General features: G+C 59.4%; 16 protein-coding genes, 2 tRNA genes and 1 riboswitch. Of the genes, 9 read left to right on the top strand and 9 right to left on the bottom strand.

The features are described 5' to 3' along the window. Nucleotides 1-106: 106 nt before the first annotated feature. Nucleotides 107-799 carry a DUF3334 family protein gene (locus tag G486_RS0113015; protein ID WP_027015935.1) on the bottom strand — a complete coding sequence of 231 codons (693 nt, stop codon included), beginning with the start codon at nucleotides 797-799 and terminating at the stop codon, nucleotides 107-109. Between the two features lie 275 nt (nucleotides 800-1074). Here G486_RS0113015 and G486_RS0113010 point away from each other — a divergent pair, with 275 nt between their 5' ends. The 3 genes from G486_RS0113010 to murI all read left to right on the top strand — a co-directional run bounded on the left by G486_RS0113010 (nucleotide 1075) and on the right by murI (nucleotide 3436). Beyond that, a complete protein-coding gene (locus G486_RS0113010) occupies nucleotides 1075-1653 on the top strand; it encodes a GNAT family N-acetyltransferase (protein ID WP_034387591.1) in 579 nt (192 codons plus the stop codon). 171 nt (nucleotides 1654-1824) lie between these two features. After that, nucleotides 1825-2226 carry a hypothetical protein gene (locus tag G486_RS0113005; RefSeq protein WP_245587317.1) on the top strand — a complete coding sequence of 134 codons (402 nt, stop codon included), beginning with the start codon at nucleotides 1825-1827 and terminating at the stop codon, nucleotides 2224-2226. 334 nt (nucleotides 2227-2560) lie between these two features. Continuing rightward, nucleotides 2561-3436: a glutamate racemase gene (gene murI / locus G486_RS0113000; RefSeq protein ID WP_027015932.1), complete on the top strand. Its 876-nt coding sequence runs from the start codon at nucleotides 2561-2563 to the stop codon at nucleotides 3434-3436. Here murI and G486_RS22275 read toward each other — a convergent pair. The 4 genes from G486_RS22275 to G486_RS0112980 all read right to left on the bottom strand — a co-directional run bounded on the left by G486_RS22275 (nucleotide 3388) and on the right by G486_RS0112980 (nucleotide 5139). Further along, nucleotides 3388-4020: a M48 metallopeptidase family protein gene (locus tag G486_RS22275; RefSeq protein ID WP_084455262.1), complete on the bottom strand. Its 633-nt coding sequence runs from the start codon at nucleotides 4018-4020 to the stop codon at nucleotides 3388-3390. The two genes, murI and G486_RS22275, sit on opposite strands and share 49 nt — an antisense overlap. Nucleotides 4021-4053: 33 nt before the next feature. Beyond that, a complete protein-coding gene (locus G486_RS0112990) occupies nucleotides 4054-4683 on the bottom strand; it encodes a DUF6806 family protein (RefSeq protein ID WP_027015931.1) in 630 nt (209 codons plus the stop codon). Nucleotides 4684-4874: 191 nt separating this feature from the next. Then, nucleotides 4875-4966: transfer RNA gene (locus G486_RS0112985), tRNA-Leu, on the bottom strand. Nucleotides 4967-5063: 97 nt separating this feature from the next. Continuing rightward, a tRNA-Gly gene (locus G486_RS0112980) sits at nucleotides 5064-5139 on the bottom strand. 195 nt (nucleotides 5140-5334) lie between these two features. On the opposite strand from G486_RS0112980, the gene G486_RS22270 reads away from it, so the two are divergent. Beyond that, nucleotides 5335-5580 (top strand): hypothetical protein, encoded by a 246-nt coding sequence (locus G486_RS22270; RefSeq protein ID WP_051303490.1) that lies wholly within the window; start codon nucleotides 5335-5337, stop codon nucleotides 5578-5580. A gap of 102 nt (nucleotides 5581-5682) precedes the next feature. On the opposite strand, the gene fnr is transcribed toward G486_RS22270, so the two are convergent. Next, nucleotides 5683-6405, bottom strand: coding sequence for a fumarate/nitrate reduction transcriptional regulator Fnr (fnr, locus tag G486_RS0112970; RefSeq protein ID WP_027015930.1), 723 nt, complete (start codon nucleotides 6403-6405; stop codon nucleotides 5683-5685). Nucleotides 6406-6573: 168 nt separating this feature from the next. Here fnr and hemN point away from each other — a divergent pair, with 168 nt between their 5' ends. From hemN to G486_RS0112950, 4 genes are all read left to right on the top strand, one after another. Beyond that, a complete protein-coding gene (gene hemN / locus G486_RS0112965; protein WP_027015929.1) occupies nucleotides 6574-7956 on the top strand; it encodes an oxygen-independent coproporphyrinogen III oxidase in 1383 nt (460 codons plus the stop codon). Between the two features lie 11 nt (nucleotides 7957-7967). Continuing rightward, nucleotides 7968-8678 carry a sulfite exporter TauE/SafE family protein gene (locus G486_RS0112960; protein ID WP_027015928.1) on the top strand — a complete coding sequence of 237 codons (711 nt, stop codon included), beginning with the start codon at nucleotides 7968-7970 and terminating at the stop codon, nucleotides 8676-8678. Between the two features lie 267 nt (nucleotides 8679-8945). Next, nucleotides 8946-10289 carry an HD-GYP domain-containing protein gene (locus G486_RS0112955; protein ID WP_281171910.1) on the top strand — a complete coding sequence of 448 codons (1344 nt, stop codon included), beginning with the start codon at nucleotides 8946-8948 and terminating at the stop codon, nucleotides 10287-10289. Next, nucleotides 10286-12802, top strand: coding sequence for a bifunctional diguanylate cyclase/phosphodiesterase (locus G486_RS0112950; protein ID WP_027015926.1), 2517 nt, complete (start codon nucleotides 10286-10288; stop codon nucleotides 12800-12802). The genes G486_RS0112955 and G486_RS0112950 overlap by 4 nt, the downstream gene beginning before the upstream one ends. Here the strand turns inward: G486_RS0112950 and G486_RS0112945 are convergent. The 3 genes from G486_RS0112945 to G486_RS0112935 all read right to left on the bottom strand — a co-directional run bounded on the left by G486_RS0112945 (nucleotide 12766) and on the right by G486_RS0112935 (nucleotide 14475). After that, nucleotides 12766-13575 (bottom strand): sulfite exporter TauE/SafE family protein, encoded by an 810-nt coding sequence (locus G486_RS0112945; RefSeq protein WP_027015925.1) that lies wholly within the window; start codon nucleotides 13573-13575, stop codon nucleotides 12766-12768. The genes G486_RS0112950 and G486_RS0112945 overlap by 37 nt on opposite strands. A 290-nt stretch (nucleotides 13576-13865) precedes the next feature. After that, nucleotides 13866-14255, bottom strand: coding sequence for a cell division protein ZapA (locus G486_RS0112940; RefSeq protein WP_027015924.1), 390 nt, complete (start codon nucleotides 14253-14255; stop codon nucleotides 13866-13868). Between the two features lie 13 nt (nucleotides 14256-14268). Then, a complete protein-coding gene (locus tag G486_RS0112935; protein ID WP_027015923.1) occupies nucleotides 14269-14475 on the bottom strand; it encodes a hypothetical protein in 207 nt (68 codons plus the stop codon). A 353-nt stretch (nucleotides 14476-14828) separates the two neighbouring features. Next, nucleotides 14829-15076, top strand: a riboswitch (cobalamin riboswitch). 80 nt (nucleotides 15077-15156) lie between these two features. Between G486_RS0112935 and G486_RS0112925 the strand changes: the two genes are divergently transcribed. Continuing rightward, nucleotides 15157-16986: a TonB-dependent receptor domain-containing protein gene (locus G486_RS0112925; RefSeq protein ID WP_027015922.1), complete on the top strand. Its 1830-nt coding sequence runs from the start codon at nucleotides 15157-15159 to the stop codon at nucleotides 16984-16986. Nucleotides 16987-17012 lie beyond the last annotated feature (26 nt).

Below are 17012 nucleotides of genomic sequence, written 5' to 3'. Positions count from 1 at the left end.
ATGGGTGACCCAAAAATCTCCGTGGTCGCCAAGGTGATAAAAAACACTGGCCGCAGGGTTGGGCCCCGGCGCTGGCAGTGTTCGGAATGCAGGTCGTAGATGAGGCCTACATGCCCAGGGATTTGAGCAGCTCGTCGGTATCAGGGCTGTCATTGCCATGGCTTGCGGCATGGGCCCCAGGGCGTGTTGCGGGGCGTGCCTGGGCCATGAGGGCGTCGGGATCGGGCCTGTCCTGGGGTACGAAGTCCACGGCCTTGATGAACTCCGTGCGGTCCATGGCCAGCTCCAGGTAAAAAATGTTGTGGTTGCCGGTGTAGAAGGTCACGCGCCGGGCTTCGGGGCTGTCCAGGTTGGCGTCCACGCTGAGGTTGACCTGCTTGTTGAGCCGGATCATCTTGGGCTGGCTTTGCGTGATGTAGGTCTGCAGCTCGCGCTGCACCTTGCTTGTGAAGTCGCCCACGACCTGGTTCATGAGCTCGCCCATGACGTTGCTCACATCATCCGAGGTGTAGGAGCTCGCGAGGTCGGACTCGCCCATGCCCATGCTCAACATATAGCTGCGGTAGAGCTCCATGGCCGCATCGGCCGAGAAGTTGATGATGACCAGGCCCGAGAAGCCGCCATCGACAAGAACGAAGCAGCCTATGTCTGGCTTGAGGCTGGTCTTGTTGATGCGCTGAACCATTCCCGAATAGCGTATCTGGCACTGTGTGGCCAGAGTCAGTACGTGGGAGACCGAGTTACACAGACTGAGCAGCACGTCTTCCGTGTTGTGGGCTATGGGTGGATGAGGGCTCATGGCGGGGCTGGATAGGAAGGTGCAGCCCATTATGAAAGTGGAGCCCTCGTCTTAAAGGCCGTGGTACAGGACAAAGGCCCGGCAAATCCATGGTTGCCGGCAGGGTCGGAATCGCGCCTTGTCTCTTCACCTTGCACTTCATCACCCTCGCCTTGGGCGGTGGGGTCTGAAGAGCGCATTGTGCGGCGCTGATTTGGAGAGAGATGCCGCGCCATCCCAAATGGAGATCGGGATTGGCTGTAGTCTTGCGTGATTTCGTATCCAGAGAGATTTTGATGCCTGTCGAGCTTTGTTCGCCGCGTGTTGTTTTGCGCCAATGGCGCGATGCGGACTATGAACCGTTTGCGCAACTCAATGCCGACCCTCATGTGATGGAGCATTTTCCTGCCGTGCTGTCGAGTGCTCAAAGCCATGCCATGGCTGACAAGATCCGTGGCTTGATCGAGCCACGTGGCTGGGGTTTCTGGGCGGCCGAGCACAAGACCAGCGGCCGGTTCATGGGCTTCATAGGCCTGCATGTGCCCGAGGATGCCTTGCCCTTTCAGCCCTGTGTGGAAATAGGCTGGCGCCTGGCCCGGCCTTTCTGGGGGCAGGGGCTGGCGAGCGAGGGCGCGCGCATCGCCTTGGCCTATGCGTTCGAGGTGTTGCAGCTGCCGTCTGTGGTTGCGTTCACGGCTTTGTCCAATCTGCGCTCGCAGGCTGTCATGCGGCGCCTGGGCATGGAGCGCGAGGTGCAGGATTTCGATCATCCCGCCTTGCCTGATGGACATGCGCTGCGTCGGCATTGCCTGTATCGCCTGAACCGCAGCCAGTGGGTGGCCGGGGTTTCGGCGGCGCCTGCAGATTCCGCCTGATTTCAGGTCGATACTTGCGATCCTTGGCTTGCCCTGAAGAAGAATATGAATCTCTTGCTGCTTGTTTTGATGCTGCTCGCCGGCGCTGGTCTGGTGACGAGTTTTCTTGCGCATCTGGCGGCGCTTTTTGTCGGCCTTCCTTTGGTGCTGGAGCCTTTCAGGGAAAACATCATGTCCACCTTGACCATGGGCGTGTTCGTGGTCTGGTTTCCGGCCGTACTGATCGCCAGGCGGGCGACCCGGAGTGAGCGCATGAATCTTTCCTGGCGTCAGGTGCTGGCCGGCTGCCCGCCCTGGATGCGCGGTGCTGCCTATGGTCTGCTGGCCTATGCCTTGCTCAATTTCGTGCTCCAGTTGGCCGGTGGTAGTCCCGCAGGCGGGTTTTCGGAGGCCCGGCTGGCCTCGGGCCACTGGATGCTGTTTTATGGTGCTGCTTTCTGCATCTTCTACTCGGTCATGCACAAGCCCGATCTGCAGGAGCCAAGCCAGTGCCCGGCAGGTCATGAGGTCGGCCGCGACGATGCCTTTTGTGCGCAGTGCGGGCTGCCGCTCAACACGGGGCGGCAGCGTTGAGAACGTGTTTACGATCTCTACGCTGCCGCGTTGGAGCGCAATCGGGATGAGTTCAAAGCGATGGGGCGCAGCTTGCACCGGGGTGCAAGCAAGCTTTAGCGCTAGGAAATCGCCCGATTTCGCTCCAACCCTTTGGGCCAGTGCCTTTGCGGGCGGTCTACAGCGTTGCGAATCCTCGCAATAGCACGGCTATTGCTGCGGTATCGCGCCTTGTATTCCATCCCGCACAGACACTGGCGCGGCGCCGAGGAGATCGTAAACACGTTCTGAGAACTGTGGCCAGCTCTGAGGCTGGCCGCATACTGTGGGTCTGGCTTGTGCTCTGTGGGTTCTTATGATTTTTTCGACATCGCCGGTTGGCGTTTTTGATAGCGGTATTGGCGGGCTTAGCGTATTGCAGGCGCTGCGCCATGAGCTGCCGCATGAAAGCTTTGTGTATCTTGCCGACAGTGGCAATGCTCCCTACGGTGATGCGCGCGGCGATGTTTTCGTGCAGCAGCGCACTCGTGCCATTGCCCACTATCTGCGGGAGCAGTACGCCATCAAGGCGCTGGTGATCGCCTGCAATACGGCGACCGCTGCGGCTGTGGAAATGCTGCGCGCCCATATGCCCGACCTGCCCTTGATAGGCGTAGAGCCTGCGATCAAGCCCGCAGCCTTGAGTAGCCAGACGGGTCATGTAGGGGTCATGGCAACGCGCGGCACGGTCAGCAGTGCGCGCTTTACGAAGCTGCTGGCCATGCATGGCGGAGGCAGACAGTTTCATGTGCAGGCCTGCGATGGCCTGGCCAAGGCCATAGAGCAAAGCACGGAAGAGCCCGAGCCCTTGTCTCCAGAGACTACTGAAATAAGAGCGCTCTGCGCACGCTACACAAGCGCTTTAGGCCATTTTGGGCACAAGACGGGGGAGATCGATGCCCTGGTCCTGGGTTGTACACACTATGTGTTCGTGCGAGAGCATTTGCGCGCCCTGCTGGGGCCGGACATACAGCTCATCGATACCGGGGCTGCCGTTGCGCGCCAGACGCGGCGAGTGCTGCTGCAAATCCAGGCCCTGGCCGCCGAGGGGGAGGGCAAGGCCCAGGGGCGGATGCACTTGATGACCACGGGCTCGCTGGCAGCCTTGCAGTCTGCGGCTCGACGCTGGCTGGAGCTGCCGGCTCAGGACTGTTCGGCGGTTGTCGTGCCCGAGCCTGCAGTCGCAGCCTGATCCGGCTGCCACAGGCTGCGCCCTGCATGTTCGCTCCAGCTGAGGTAGAGGCGCAGCTCGAACTCCAACTGGTGGTAGTCGGGCAGCATGTGCGTGCAAAGCTGGTAGAACGCCTTGTCATGCTCGGGTTCGCGTAGATGGGCCAGCTCATGCACCACGATCATGCGCAGGAAAGCCTCGGGTGTCTGCTTGAACAGGGCAGCGATGCGTATCTCGTGCCGGGTGTTGATCCGGCTTCCGTGTACCTGTGCCTTGCGTGTATGCAGGCCCAGGGCGTTGTGCACCACATGCAGCTTGCTGTCGTAGAGGACTTTCTGCAGTTGAGCCGCATTGCGCATATACCTGCTTCTGAGCTCGGCGACATAGCCGTACAAGGCCTTGTCGGTGCGCAGGTCGTGGGGCTGGGGGTGTTTGTCCAGCAGCCAGGGCTCAAGCTTGTCCTGCTGAAGCCATTGACGGGCTTGTTCGCGCAGCGGCGCTGGATAGGCTGACAGGTAGGGCAGGGCCGGATGGCAGGGGGGCTTGCCGCCTGGCGCAGTGTTGTTCAGTGCACCGCTGTATTTTGGGGAACTGTGCAAAGCCATGTGCAGCCCGGTCATCAGCCCGGGCACAAAGGATTAGTGCAGGTGGCGAGGACGGCGACCACCACCATGACCGCCCGTACCGGATCCGCCCAGGCCACGCGGAGGCTTGCCGAGTTCAAGCGAGCTCACCAGGGCATCAAAGCGCTGGGAGAACAGCTTGTCGATCTCCTGCACCACGCCACCGAGCTCGGATCCATCGAAGTGACGCTCCATCAGGTTCACCACATCCTGCACCAGCAGGTCACGCTGAACTTGCATGATCGCCGCAGGTGTCGGGCCTACGAACAGCATGAGAAAGTCATCGCGAGATTCAGCTTCCTCGGGCTCATCCTCTTCGTCAAATTCGGTATCGTAGAAAGTGACTTCAATGGCCGCGCCTTGTTCGGCGAGTTCGTTGATGCCCATGCACATATCGTCCAGGGATTGACGAAAGTCATTATCGCCACTCACGCTCCAGCACATCTGCAGCAAGTGCTCCTTGGTGTCGAACTGGATGCCGGGCTCTTCCTCGTAGGCGCTGCCCGCTCCATCGGCCAGCGAGCGGGCACCTGCGTACTTCCACAACGGCTTCAAGGCATCCTGCAGCTGCTCGTATGTGACATCCGCGCGAAGCAGGACTTGACCATGGACGTGGATTTCAAAAGGAGCGTTGTAATGTGGCATGTTCTCGTGTGAGAGGATAGGGCTTGCGTCAGCCGGATCGGCCGAACTGCTTGGGTTCAGTCGCCATTTCAGAATCAGCACATCTGACTCGAAACTGGCCCCCAAGCCAAGCTGGGATTCTCTCATGTTTGCCCTGCGCGGCCCTGCAAGCGCGGCTTGTCTGAGTCTGTGGCAGAGTTGTCTGATCGGATTGGTGCCCCGAGCCGGGATCGAACCGGCACGCCCCTGTTACGGAAGCGGCGGATTTTAAGTCCGCAGTGTCTACCAATTTCACCATCGGGGCCATGCGCTCACGTTAGGCGACTTGCATGCATCGTGCAAGCCGCTGAAACGATCTGTGCAGCAATAAAAAAGGGAAGCCCTGGCTTCCCTTTTGAAACTGGAGCGGGAAAACGGTCTCGAACCGTCGACCTCAACCTTGGCAAGGTTGCGCTCTACCAACTGAGCTATTCCCGCATGTCTGTTCTGCGTTTTTGTGAAGCACTAAAGTTCACAGAACAGACTGCTATTGTATCTCAGGATTTTCTTCATCGAACAAAGTGCGGAAGATTTTCCGGGCGGCCCCGTTTGAGCGCGGGTTTTCCGTAGGGTCCCCAGGCATAGCAGCGCGGGACAATGATTTATCACCGCAACAACACCAGGAGATCTCCTATGTTGGCTCAACGCTGGATGTGGATTGTCTGGCCGGCCTTTCTGACTGCGGCAGTCATGGAAATGCTGGTCTTTGCCTTTGTTGATCCGCTGGATTTGCACTGGGTGGCGGATATGGGGTGGTCACGCCAGGGTGCATATACACTGGCTTTCTTTGTCTTCTGGCTCATGACGGCACTCTCCAGTCTGATGACCAACTGGCTGGGGAGCTTGAGCCTTCCGGTGCTGCAGGAGATAAGGCGCTGACGCTGGGGTCTGCGAGGCAGGAGCTACTGCCTTAACCACCAAGGGGTGGCGCAGGAAAGCACTCCTTTTGATAGGTGCTGCCCTGCCGCATGCCGGTTCAGTTCACGCCTGGCAGTGCTGGCCGTTGACTATGGACTTGAGTCCATCGGTATCCAGAATGCGCAAATGGCGCTGCTTGACCTCGATAAGCCCTTCCTCGGCAAACTTGGAGAAGGTGCGGCTTACGGTCTCGAGCTTGAGACCCAGGTAGCTGCCGATCTCCTCGCGCGTCATGCGCAGCACCAGTTCCGACTTGGAAAAGCCGCGAGCATGCAGGCGCTGGACAAGATTCAGCACAAAGGCTGCAAGGCGCTCTTCGGCACGCATGCTGCCCAAGAGCAGCATGACGCCGTGCTCGCGCACGATCTCGCGGCTCATGACCTTGTGCACATGGTTTTGCAAGGCCGTGACTTCACGTGACAACTGTTCAAGCTTGTCGAAAGGCATGACGCAGACTTCAGCGTCTTCGAGAGCCACAGCATCGCAGGTGTGGTGTTCATTGACGATGCCGTCTAGTCCAATGATTTCGCCGGCCATCTGAAAGCCCGTGACCTGATCGCGGCCATCCTCGGTAGCGACGCAGGTCTTGAAAAAGCCTGTACGAATTGCATAGAGCGAGGTAAAGGCCTCGCCGTTGCGAAACAGAAGACCTCCACGTTTGATCTTGCGCCTGGTGGCCACGATGTCGTCGATGCGCTGCATTTGCTCGGCATCCAGGCCCACGGGCAAGCACAGCTCGCGCAGATTGCAGGTGGAACAAGAGGCTTTGATGGTTTGGAGAATCATGGGCAGAAATCAGCAGTACGCGCAGTTTTTATCGTGCAGGTGAGCAGATGAAAAGTAATTGAATAAATGAGTCAAATTGTCGCAGGTGACGATAGCCTGATTTTTGATGTGAATCAAGGCAGTGGATGGGGGTCTCGGGCACATTGTGTCCAATAGAGGAAAAAATACATGACAGCAGTCACCCCTGAGCTATTGAAGCGCTTCGATGTCCCAGGACCCCGATATACATCGTTCCCGACGGCCGATAGATTTGTGGAGGCTTTTGGCGCCAAGGACTATGTTCTGGCATTGCAGCAGCGCAAAGCCAGTGCGGCCGCGCGGGCTACGCCCTTGTCGTTGTACGTGCATGTGCCATTTTGCGAGTCTCTTTGCTATTACTGTGCTTGTAACAAAATAGTCACAAAACACCATGACCGCGCCGCAGTTTATTTGCGCTACCTAGAGAAGGAGCTGGCATTGCATACTGCCCACTGCGGAAAGGGGCAGCTTGTAAGTCAATTGCATTTGGGTGGAGGGACTCCCACGTTTTTGTCGGATGACGAGTTGCGCAGCCTCAAAATGTTGCTGCACGAGCATTTCAAGCTGGAGCCTGGTGGCGAATATTCGATCGAGGTCGATCCGCGTACCGTGACCGATGAGCGCCTGGCTGTACTCAAAGAGCTGGGCTTTAACCGCTTGAGCTTCGGTGTTCAGGATTTCGAGGAACAGGTGCAGGTTGCAGTGCATCGCGTGCAGCCGGCGGAGCAGGTCTTCTCTTTGGTGTCCACGGCACGCCAGCTGGGGTTTGCGTCGATCAACGTGGACCTGATCTACGGTTTGCCCAAACAAACTCCTGAGTCCTTCGAGCGCACCCTGGCCAAGGTGAATGAACTGAAGCCGGACCGCATCGCTCTGTATGCCTACGCACACCTGCCGCAGCGCTTCAAGCCACAGCGGCGCATCGCCGACGCCGACTTGCCAAGTGGCGAGGCCAAACTGTCCATGCTGTCGCGCTCCATTGAGGCGTTCATGCAGGCCGGCTATGTGTATGTCGGCATGGATCATTTCGCCTTGCCTGACGATGCTCTTGCCGTTGCCAAGCGTCAGGGGCGGCTGCATCGCAATTTTCAGGGCTACAGTACCCAGCCTGACTGTGACCTGATCGCGCTTGGCGTCTCGGCCATAGGCAAGGTTGGTGCGAGCTATAGCCAAAATGCAAAGACCCTTGAGGAGTATTACGACGCCATTGACGCAGGGCAACTGCCCGTGGTGCGAGGTTTGGCCTTGTCTCGCGACGACATGGTGCGCCGAGCCGTGATCATGGGACTGATGTGCCAGGGGGCGATTCTGTTCGAGCCCATGGAGCAGGCCTGGCTGCTGAATTTCCGAGAGTACTTTCCTTCCGAGATGGAGGCTCTGAAAAATCTTGAAAGCCAGGGGTTGCTGCAGATCAACGAAGAAGGCTTTAAGGTTACGGCCTTGGGGTGGTTTTTCGTGCGCGCTGTAGCCATGGTGTTTGATCGTTACTTTCAGGCAGATCAAAACAGGGCGCGCTTTTCTCGGATCATTTAGTTGCGTCAGTCATGTTGCTTTCCTTGTTGGGCACGGCCCTGATCATGGGGTTGGTCGGCGGCCCCCATTGCCTGGCCATGTGTGCGGCGCCATGCTCGATAGTCGCTTCGGGAGGGCTGCCCAAGGAGGCCGTTGTAACCTTGCCTGGTCAGGCAAGCCGCATGTGGTTTCGGCAAGCCCTGTTCCATAGTGGGCGTCTTGCCGGCTATGCAAGTCTGGGGGGCGTTTCCGCCATGGCAATGGAAAGCCTGTCTTGGCTGACCAGTCAGACCACGGCCTTGCAGCCTTTGTGGACCCTGATGCATGTGCTCGTCATGGCCTGGGGGCTTGCCATGCTGGTTCAGGCGCGCCAGCCGGCTTGGCTGGAATCTGCAGGGCGGGCCGCTTGGCAGAAGGTGCAGCCCATGCTCAAGGCGCCTGCAGGCCTGGCGGTTGCTGGCTATGCCTGGGCTCTAATGCCTTGCGGGCTTTTGTATTCGGCGGTACTCGTGGCGGCCCTCAGCGGTGGCGCTGTGCAAGGCGCCTTGGTCATGACCGCCTTCGGTTTGGGCAGTGCTCTCTGGCTGATTTCAGCTCCTTTGCTGTGGCGCTGGAGCCGGGATCGGATGAATGGTGCCAGGGCCGAGTGGGGAACGCGCTTGGCGGGCCTCATGCTGGTCGCTGTGGCGGTCTGGGCCTTGTGGATGGACCTGATCTACACACCCAGCCTGTGGTGCCGCTGAAGCACTTCTGATCTTGAAAGAAAAGGTTTTTCCTGTGTTCAATGGTGCTTTGCACTGGTCAGAGAAAAGCCTGGCATGGGGCTTTTGCATCAGGTGTTGAAGCGTATGTTCGCTCTTCCTGCTGGCTGAAGACGAATCAAGGAATGTTGCTGGACCTAGGGTTGACGTGACTATCTGCGGGTCGCTCCTTTGCAAAAAAGTGTCAGGAACTGGGGATAATGCAGGCTTCTTTGGCCGAAATGCCAAACCCTCAATCCGTCCTGGCCTGTGCCGCGAGTAAACAACTCCGTTCTTCTCGATATCCAAGACCTGCGTCTGGGCATGTTCATCCAACTGGATGTGGGTTGGATGAACCATCCTTTCCCTGCCAATAGCTTCAAGATCGCAAGCCAGGCTCAACTGGAGACTTTGAGATCTCTTGGCCTGCAATCCGTGCGCTGCATTCCCGGCAAAAGCGATAACTGGCCACAGCTGTTTGGGCGGGGGCGACAGGCCGGGAGGGCCACTTTCAGCAATGATGCATCACCTGAGGCACAACGCAGCTTGTCCGAGGGGGCGGGCGGCAGCGGTTCAGAGCATGGTCGGAATGCTGCTCGCAAAGGTCTTGATGTACGCCAGTGGCGTAGCCGTATTGCCTATTTCGATGCACGTTTCGAGGAAATAGAGCTGGTCTATGAAGGTCTGGCTCAGATGCTGGCCAGAGGAGATCAAGAGGCTAGGCAGCCATGTGAAGCTTTGATCCAGGAATGTCTGGCAGAGTTGTTGGGGGAACACGAGCTTTCAATTCATTTGCTGTCTGATGCGGTCGGGTATGGTCAGAATGCGCATGTCGTGAATGTGGCCGTGCTCAGCATGCTGCTGGGTCGGTCCATGGGCTTGACCGAGGTTCAACTAAGTGAGTTGGGGCTTGCGGCCTTGCTGCATGATGCGGGAAAGCTAGCTGTGGGTGCGAGCCATCTGCACGGCTTGGCGGTAGCACAGTCGCTAGTCAGTGAGGAGCAGCGCAAGCGCTATCAAGGGCATGTCGGGGAGTCGGTGAGCATCGCCATGCGCCTGGGGCTCTCGGCACAGGTGGCTACAGCCATAGCTCAGCATCATGAGTGGGCTGATGGCTCGGGCTTTCCTTTGCATCTGCTGGAAGAGGATATGGATCTGATGGGCCAGATCCTGGCCCTGGTCGACAGCTATGAGCGCTTGTGCAATCCAGGACATGCGGCTGTTGCTCTGCAAACACCTCACGAAGTATTGGCTCAATTGTTCAGCAGTCATAAGCACAGGTTTGCTGCACCGGTGCTGACAGCATTCATCCAGATGATGGGGGTTTTCCCGCCAGGATCTCTGGTCGAGCTCAGTGATGGAAGCCAGGCCATGGTGATGTCGGTCAATGTGCAAAAACCGCTGAAGCCTGTGGTCATGCTGTATCAGACGCAGAGGCCTGTGGAGGATGCGCTCCTATTGGACCTTGAACAAGGCACAGGACTGTGTATCAGAAGAGGATTGGCACCCGGGCAAGTGCCGTGCGAGGTGCTTGATTATTTGTCACCCAGGCGGCATGTTTGCTACTACTTTGAGAGAGCCGCAAAGCTCGATATGTCAAAGGCCCGATCGTGACCAAGGCGGCTCTGGACAAAGCCTGGCCTGACTTGCTTGATGCCTTGCAGGAGGCGCTGTGGTTGCTGGATGCGCAAAGCCTCAAAGTCCTGCATGCCAATCAAGGCAGTGAGGTTTTGACCGGTTATTCGCCCAGGGCGGCTTTGGGACTTTGTGTGCATGAGCTTGCCGCAACGCCTCAATTGCATGCGTTTTGGGCCGACCCCGGCAACTGGGCTGATGGGGCTCAGTTCGTTACCGAAATCAAGCGCGCTGAAGGACAGCTGGCCGCAGTGGAGATGCGCGTGAGGACGCTGGGCAATGAGGCTTCGCTGCTCATGGTCAGCATGCTGGACAGGCGTGAACAGGTGCGTCAGGAAGCGGAGTTCGAGCAACTTCTGGGCGAGCTGCGGGCCACGCTGGAATCGACAGCCGATGGCATTCTGGCCTGTGATCAGGAGGGACGCATCCGAGCCTTCAATCACCGCTTTGCAAGCCTGTGGCATATTCCCGAAACCTTGTTGCTCAAGCGCAATGACGCTGCGATCTTGTCGCATCTTGTTGCCCAGGTCCGTGATCCGGACGCCTATGTCAGGCAACTCACCGAGCTTGCGATGGCCCCTATGCTCCAGGCCTGTGATGTCTTTGAGTTGCGCGATGGTACGGTGCTTGAGCGACGCAGTGTCCCCCAGTTCAGGCGCGGCTTGCCCATAGGGCGCATACATTCGTTTCGAGACATTACTGCAGAGGCTCAGACCCAGGCCGGGCTTGCGCTTGCGGCTCGCGTATTCGAGTCCAGCCTGGATGGCATCTTTATCGCGGATCACAAACAGATCGTGGTTCGTACCAACCCCGCTTGCGACAGGCTTCTGGGAGGGCTGGGTGCCTTCGGCATGGCGGTGGTCGAACTGTTCGAGCGTGGTGCTGCTCAGACTCAGGCGCTGGATGTGCATGCCACTTTGCTATGGCAAAAGGGCGGTTTTTGGGAGGGGGACCTGTGGCTGCGCCAGTTCGGGGGAGGGCGCTGCGCGGTACGCCTGTCCTGGGTGCCGCTACGCAGTACCCAGGGCGAGATCGTGCAAAGCATTGGTTTCATGCGTGATCTGACCCAGCAGCGCCAAGCTCAGCAGCGCATAGAACAACTGGCTTACAGCGATGCACTCACGGGTCTGCCCAACAGACTCAGTTTTACGCGCCATGTGGAGATGGTGATAGGTGATGCGAGGATCAGGGAGGAGTCTTTTTGCATCCTCTTTATCGATCTGGACCGCTTCAAGATCATCAATGACTCGCTGGGCCATCAGTTTGGCGACCGCGTGCTGAGACTGGTGGCCCAGCGCATTCGCGACTGCCTGAGGCCCGTGGACATGTTGTGCCGGCTTGGGGGCGATGAATTCGTTCTCTATCTGCAGGCCTGCAACGAAGATTTTGCAGCCAATGTGGCCAGGCGCATTCTGCAAGCCATGGAGCGGCCTTTTCTGCTGGATGGCCTGGGCTTTTCCGTGCAATGCAGTATCGGCGTTGCCCAGTATCCAGGAGATGGCATGGCTTTGGATGAATTGATCCGATTGGCGGATACGGCCATGTATCGCGTCAAGGAGCGTGGGCGCGGTGACTTCTGTTTTTACCAGCCACAAATGAGCACCGGCCTGTTGTCGCGCATGAAACTTGAACATGCGATGCGTCAGGCCTTGGAGAACCGGCGCATGCAGGTGTACTTCCAGCCTCAGGTGCACATAGGCAGCGATCGCATCGTCGCCGCCGAAGCCTTGCTGCGCTGGAACGATCCCGAGTTTGGGGCAGTCTCGCCCAGTGTCTTCATTCCTTTGGCGGAGGAGTCTGGCTACATTGTTGCCCTGGGGGCCTGGGTTCTGGAGCAGGCCGTCAGCGAGGCTGCGCGCTGGCAGGCGCAGGCCATGGACATCAAGGTTTCGGTGAATGTCTCTGCTCTGGAGTTTCGTCAATCAGGCTTTGTGCAGCGTTTGACCGAGTTGTTGAGGCGCTATGAACTCGACCCCCAGCTTCTTGAGCTTGAGCTCACGGAAAGCATTTTGCTGCAGGAAGCTCAGGAAATGGCGCTGCGTGTCTGTCAGATAGCCGAGTTGGGCGTTGGCTTGGTGATTGATGACTTCGGCACCGGCTACTCCAGTCTGGCATATCTGAAGAAGCTGCCAATCTCCAAGATCAAGATTGATCAGAGCTTTGTACGTGGGCTGCCTCATGATGACGGGGACAGGGCCATTGTTGGGGCGATTACCAAAATGGGCTTGTCCCTGGGGTTGGAAATCGTGGCCGAAGGTGTGGAGACTGTCGAGCAGCTCTCGGCCATAAAGGGCATGCAGGCTCATTACTTTCAGGGCTTTTTGTGCGCGCCAGGCCTGCCGCGTGACCAGTTTGCCCAGTGTCTGCAGGCTCAGCAGCAGGGCCAAGGAGCCTTGGCCAACTGGCAGCAGGCAGTGCAAAAGGCCGCCCAGGCAGCCGAGGTACAAGGGGGAGCTCAGCCTTCGGAAACCAAGCCCTTCCAGAGCATGTAGCAGGCCAGGCTGAGCAGCAGGCTCGCAAAAATGCGCTTGAGCTTTTGTATGGGCAGTTTGTGGGCAAGCTTTGCGCCCATGGGGGCGGTGAGCACGCTGCAGCAGGCCAGACCCAGCAATGCGGGCAGCCACAGATAGCCCAGGGAGTATGCAGGCCTGCCGATGGTGCCTGCGCCCGAGAAAATCAGGCCCAGCGTATTCACCAGGGCAATCGGAAAACCCAGGGCCGCGCTCGTGCCTATGGCCTGGTGAAGAGGCACGGAGCTGCGCGTCATGAAGGGCACGCTGATGAAGGCGCCGCCTGCGCCCACCAGCCCGGCGATGAAGCCCAGGCCTGTGCCAGCTCCGTATAGGCCCAGCGGCCCTGGCAGCTCCCGGCTGGCCTTGGGCTGGCTGCTGCCGCTCAGCATGCGCAAGGCGGTAAAGCCTATGAAAAGCCCGAAGAACAGGGCCAGATACTTGCCGCGCAGCAAGGTAAAGACTCCCAGGCTGGCCAGCAGTCCGCCCGTGAGTATCCCCGGGGCCAGGCTGCGCACGATGTCCCAGCGCACGGCACCACGGCCATGGTGGGCGCGTAAGCTCGAGACCGATGTGAAGACGATGGTCGCCATGGCCGTGGCAATGGCCATCTTCACGGCCAGGTCTGGCCCCAGCCCTTGCTGGCTCAGAAAATAGGTCAGAAATGGCACCAGCATCATGCCGCCGCCCACACCGAGCAGGCCGGCCAAGAAACCAGAGCAAAGTCCCAGCAAGGCCAATTCCAGATAAAGCATAAGAGGTAGGGGCGGGCAAAGAAAAACCCGGCAGCCGTGGGGCGCCGGGTCGATAGAGGTGTCTGCAAAAACCACCGGACCGTCATCCTGAACCGGGGGTTCAGGTGGGCGAGGGCAGCCAAGTCTTGGGTTCGTCTGACGCGAGACGATCACGCTTGCAGGGCAATGTACCAAGCCCGGGCTCATATGAGCATTGGTTCAAGGAACTATAAAGCCCGGCGGTCTTGCAGACGACTTCATTCTAAGACGAATGCGGTATTCCAATGTCGAAAGTGCGAGTATTTCGAGGCTCAAATCAGCCGGTTATCGCTGCTCAGAGCCTGATCCAGGCGCAGCACCAATTGCTCGGCCAGTTGCTGCTGGCGCTGCTGCTCGGCCACTTCTTCAGGCGAAGGCTGAAGAATCGTCGCCTGAAGCGTGCTCTCTGCAGCCACGGTCTGCATCTCGGCCTGGGCCATGGCAAGCTGGGCCTGTTGCTCGTCACGATCCAGCAGGTCGAAGGCCATGTTCAGCGCGGCCAGAACGGCCACGCGTTCGCGCGAGCGCATCTTGCCGCCATCGCGTATGCGGGTCATGGCCATGTCCACCCGGCGCACGGCTTCGAGCAGGCGCTCCTGCTGACCATCGGGACAGGTCAGCACATAGCTTTGCTGCAGTATTTGTACTTCGATCTGCTTCATGGACATGCGTGGCTCACACCTGGTTGGATGGCAAGCGCTCGATGAGCGCATCTACGCGAGCCCGGGCGGCATTGAGTCGCGAGCGCAGCGAATCACGCTCCTGGGTCAGGGCTGCGACCTGCTCTTCAAGCAAGGCATTGGTGCGCAGCAACTCCTCATGACGAACCAGTAGCAGCTCCACGCGCTCTGCGATGAGGTCTAGGGAAGACTGGGGGATCATAGACTCTGGCATTGTAGGGCTTGCGGCCTTGTAGTATCGGGGCAATAGCTTGTAAGCATGAGCACATGCCGGGCAAGGCAGCAGCATGGTGCTCGGGTATTCGAGGACAGGACGGCGGTTTTTCTAAAATCGTAGCGCTCAGCGCTCATCCCATATGCGCTGGCTGCCTATTTTGCTTAAAAAACATTTGCCATGATAGGCGCTGGGATTATCGAAATCCTCAGCCAGTCCTGGCAGGGGGCGCTTTGCAGGTTTCGGGCGTGTATCCAGTGCCTCTGATCGGTGGCACGGCACCGTTTCTTGCCGCGACCATGCCTGGGAAAGCCGTCCGCGCTCCTGTCATGTCCGACCCCGATACAATGCGCCGCGTTGGTGCTCGGCGCCGCCGTTCAGGCGGCCCAGTTCAACGGGAAGCAGGAAGGCAGGGCCGTGCAGCGGCTGCCGCGCCTGCGCTGCCCCCGCAACGGTCAGCGAGCGGATGACGCAGCCATAGCGAGCCTCCGCCTCAGCCCATGACAGGTCACTGGCGCTTTGCTGCGCCGGGAAGGCTGGGATGAGGTCATCGCCTAGCCCGGATACCGGCCAACACAGGGGTGCCCAGGCGCATGCATGCGCTGCGGTGCTGTGAATGCCCACGATCGGCGGGGAGGCTGGTCAGGGCGCGCTCGTTTTCTCTTCCTCATGAGTTTGTTTGAAAAAGACACGCCTTTCAGCGCCCTGCTGATACTGTGCGCGGCGACCGGCCCGGCCCTGGCGCAGGACCACTCCTCCAGTTCCCAGGCGCATCTCTCGGAAACCGTGGTCACGGCCACACGTGTCGCCCAGCCGCTGCCCGACCTGCTGGCCGATGTCTCCGTCATCGACAAAGAAGCCATAGAGCGTGGCGGCTTCAACGATCTGGCTTCGGTGCTTGCAAGGCAGGGCGGAGTGCAGATTGTGCGCACGGGTGGCATGGGCTCGAGCACCAGCATTTTTCTGCGGGGCGCGAACACCCAGCACACGGCGGTCTTTGTGGACGGGGTGCGCGTGGACTCGCAGTCGGGCAGCGGCGGCATGGACTGGCAGACGATTCCCCTGCCGCTCATAGAGCGCATTGAAGTGTTGCGCGGACCGGCGGCGGCGGTCTATGGCTCGGACGCCATGGGTGGCGTGATCCAGATCTTCACCAAAAAGGGTGAAACAGGCTTTCACCCCAGCCTGGGGCTGGGTCTTGGAAACCGCGGCACGCTCAGGGCCGAAGCCGGATTGTCGGGCGCGCAAGGCGCCTGGGACTATGCACTGGGCCTGCAGACAGAGCGCACTGATGGCTTCAACTCCAAGACCTCGGCCGGTGCCAATCCCGACGATGACGACTATCGCCTGCATGCGGCCAACGCCAAGCTGGGGCTGCAAATGAGCCGCGATCACCGGCTCGAGGCCACGGCACTGAGCAGCCAGTCCAACAGCGGCTACGACACAAGCCAGCTCGACGACCGCAGCAAGCGCCGGCTGCAAAGCATGGGCCTGCAATGGGCGGCCCAGTGGAGTGCGAGCTACAGCACGCGCCTGAGCCTGAGCCAGGCGGACAACCGCTACGAAACCGTGACCCTGCCCAAGAACTCCAGTCTCACGGAAACCCAGGTGCGCAGCTATCTGCTGCAAAACCAATGGGTTCAGGGCGCGCATACCTTGACCGCCAATCTGGAGCGCCGCGAGGACAGACTGGACAACCGTGATCTGGACCAGATGCGGCGCACGCGCTCGCAAAATGCTCTGGCCCTGGGCTGGGGCTATGTGTGCGCAGCTCATACGCTGCAGCTCAATGCCCGTCATGATGACGACAGCGAGTTCGGCGGCAAGAACACCGGCAGCGCGGCTTATGGCTACGCATTTGCCCCGGGCTGGAAGGCCACAGCCTCGGCTGCGAACTCGTTTCGTGCGCCCACGCTGTACCAGCGCTTTCACAAGACCTATGGCTCGCCCGATCTGCAGCCCGAGCAGGGCCGCAACTTCGAACTGGGCCTGCGCTGGAGTCAGGGCGGAAACAGCTTCTCGGCCGTGGCCTATCGCAACAATCTGAGCAACCTCATCGAATACGACTCGGCAAGCAAGCACTATTCCAGCGTCTCCAGTGCCAGGCTCGAAGGCCTGACCCTGGCTGGCAGCACGCGCTTCGCAGGCCTGCGCTGGAATGCGTCGCTGGACTTCCAGAATCCGCGCAACGAGGAAACGGGCAAGCTGCTGGCGCGCCGTTCCAAACGCTTTGCGAACCTGAGTGCCGAGGGCGGGTGGGGCGGCTGGCAGTGGACGGGCGAGATGCAGACCGCCTCGGGCCGCTACGACAAGGTGGACAACCAGTACCGGCTGGGCGGCTATACCTTGTTCAATCTTTCGGCCTCGCGCACCTTGAGTCGCGGTCTCAGTCTGATCGCGCGCGTGGACAATCTGCTGGACAAGGATTACACGCTCGCCAGAGACTACGCCACGGCCGGACGTGTGGTTTATGTGGGCCTGAAATGGAGCGCCCACTGAGCGCTTGTGTTGTTGCGCCGCGCTCT

Origin of the sequence: Comamonas composti DSM 21721, from assembly GCF_000429845.1 — a bacterium.
Classification (GTDB): Bacteria; Pseudomonadota; Gammaproteobacteria; order Burkholderiales; family Burkholderiaceae_C; genus Comamonas; species Comamonas composti.
The sequence above is the reverse complement of the archived record's forward strand: the minus strand, read 5'-3'. Positions and strand labels throughout refer to the sequence as shown.

Coding starts and splice junctions, on each gene's coding strand:
- G486_RS0112935 (WP_027015923.1), bottom strand. CDS start 14,475: ATGATCCCCCAGTCTTCCCTAGACCTCATCGCAGAGCGCGTGGAGCTG.
- G486_RS0113015 (WP_027015935.1), bottom strand. CDS start 799: ATGAGCCCTCATCCACCCATAGCCCACAACACGGAAGACGTGCTGCTC.
- murI (WP_027015932.1), top strand. CDS start 2,561: ATGATTTTTTCGACATCGCCGGTTGGCGTTTTTGATAGCGGTATTGGC.
- G486_RS22270 (WP_051303490.1), top strand. CDS start 5,335: ATGTTGGCTCAACGCTGGATGTGGATTGTCTGGCCGGCCTTTCTGACT.
- G486_RS0113005 (WP_245587317.1), top strand. CDS start 1,825: ATGTCCACCTTGACCATGGGCGTGTTCGTGGTCTGGTTTCCGGCCGTA.
- G486_RS0112990 (WP_027015931.1), bottom strand. CDS start 4,683: ATGCCACATTACAACGCTCCTTTTGAAATCCACGTCCATGGTCAAGTC.
- G486_RS0112925 (WP_027015922.1), top strand. CDS start 15,157: ATGAGTTTGTTTGAAAAAGACACGCCTTTCAGCGCCCTGCTGATACTG.
- G486_RS0113010 (WP_034387591.1), top strand. CDS start 1,075: ATGCCTGTCGAGCTTTGTTCGCCGCGTGTTGTTTTGCGCCAATGGCGC.
- G486_RS0112960 (WP_027015928.1), top strand. CDS start 7,968: ATGTTGCTTTCCTTGTTGGGCACGGCCCTGATCATGGGGTTGGTCGGC.
- G486_RS0112940 (WP_027015924.1), bottom strand. CDS start 14,255: ATGAAGCAGATCGAAGTACAAATACTGCAGCAAAGCTATGTGCTGACC.
- G486_RS0112945 (WP_027015925.1), bottom strand. CDS start 13,575: ATGCTTTATCTGGAATTGGCCTTGCTGGGACTTTGCTCTGGTTTCTTG.
- fnr (WP_027015930.1), bottom strand. CDS start 6,405: ATGATTCTCCAAACCATCAAAGCCTCTTGTTCCACCTGCAATCTGCGC.
- G486_RS22275 (WP_084455262.1), bottom strand. CDS start 4,020: ATGGCTTTGCACAGTTCCCCAAAATACAGCGGTGCACTGAACAACACT.
- hemN (WP_027015929.1), top strand. CDS start 6,574: ATGACAGCAGTCACCCCTGAGCTATTGAAGCGCTTCGATGTCCCAGGA.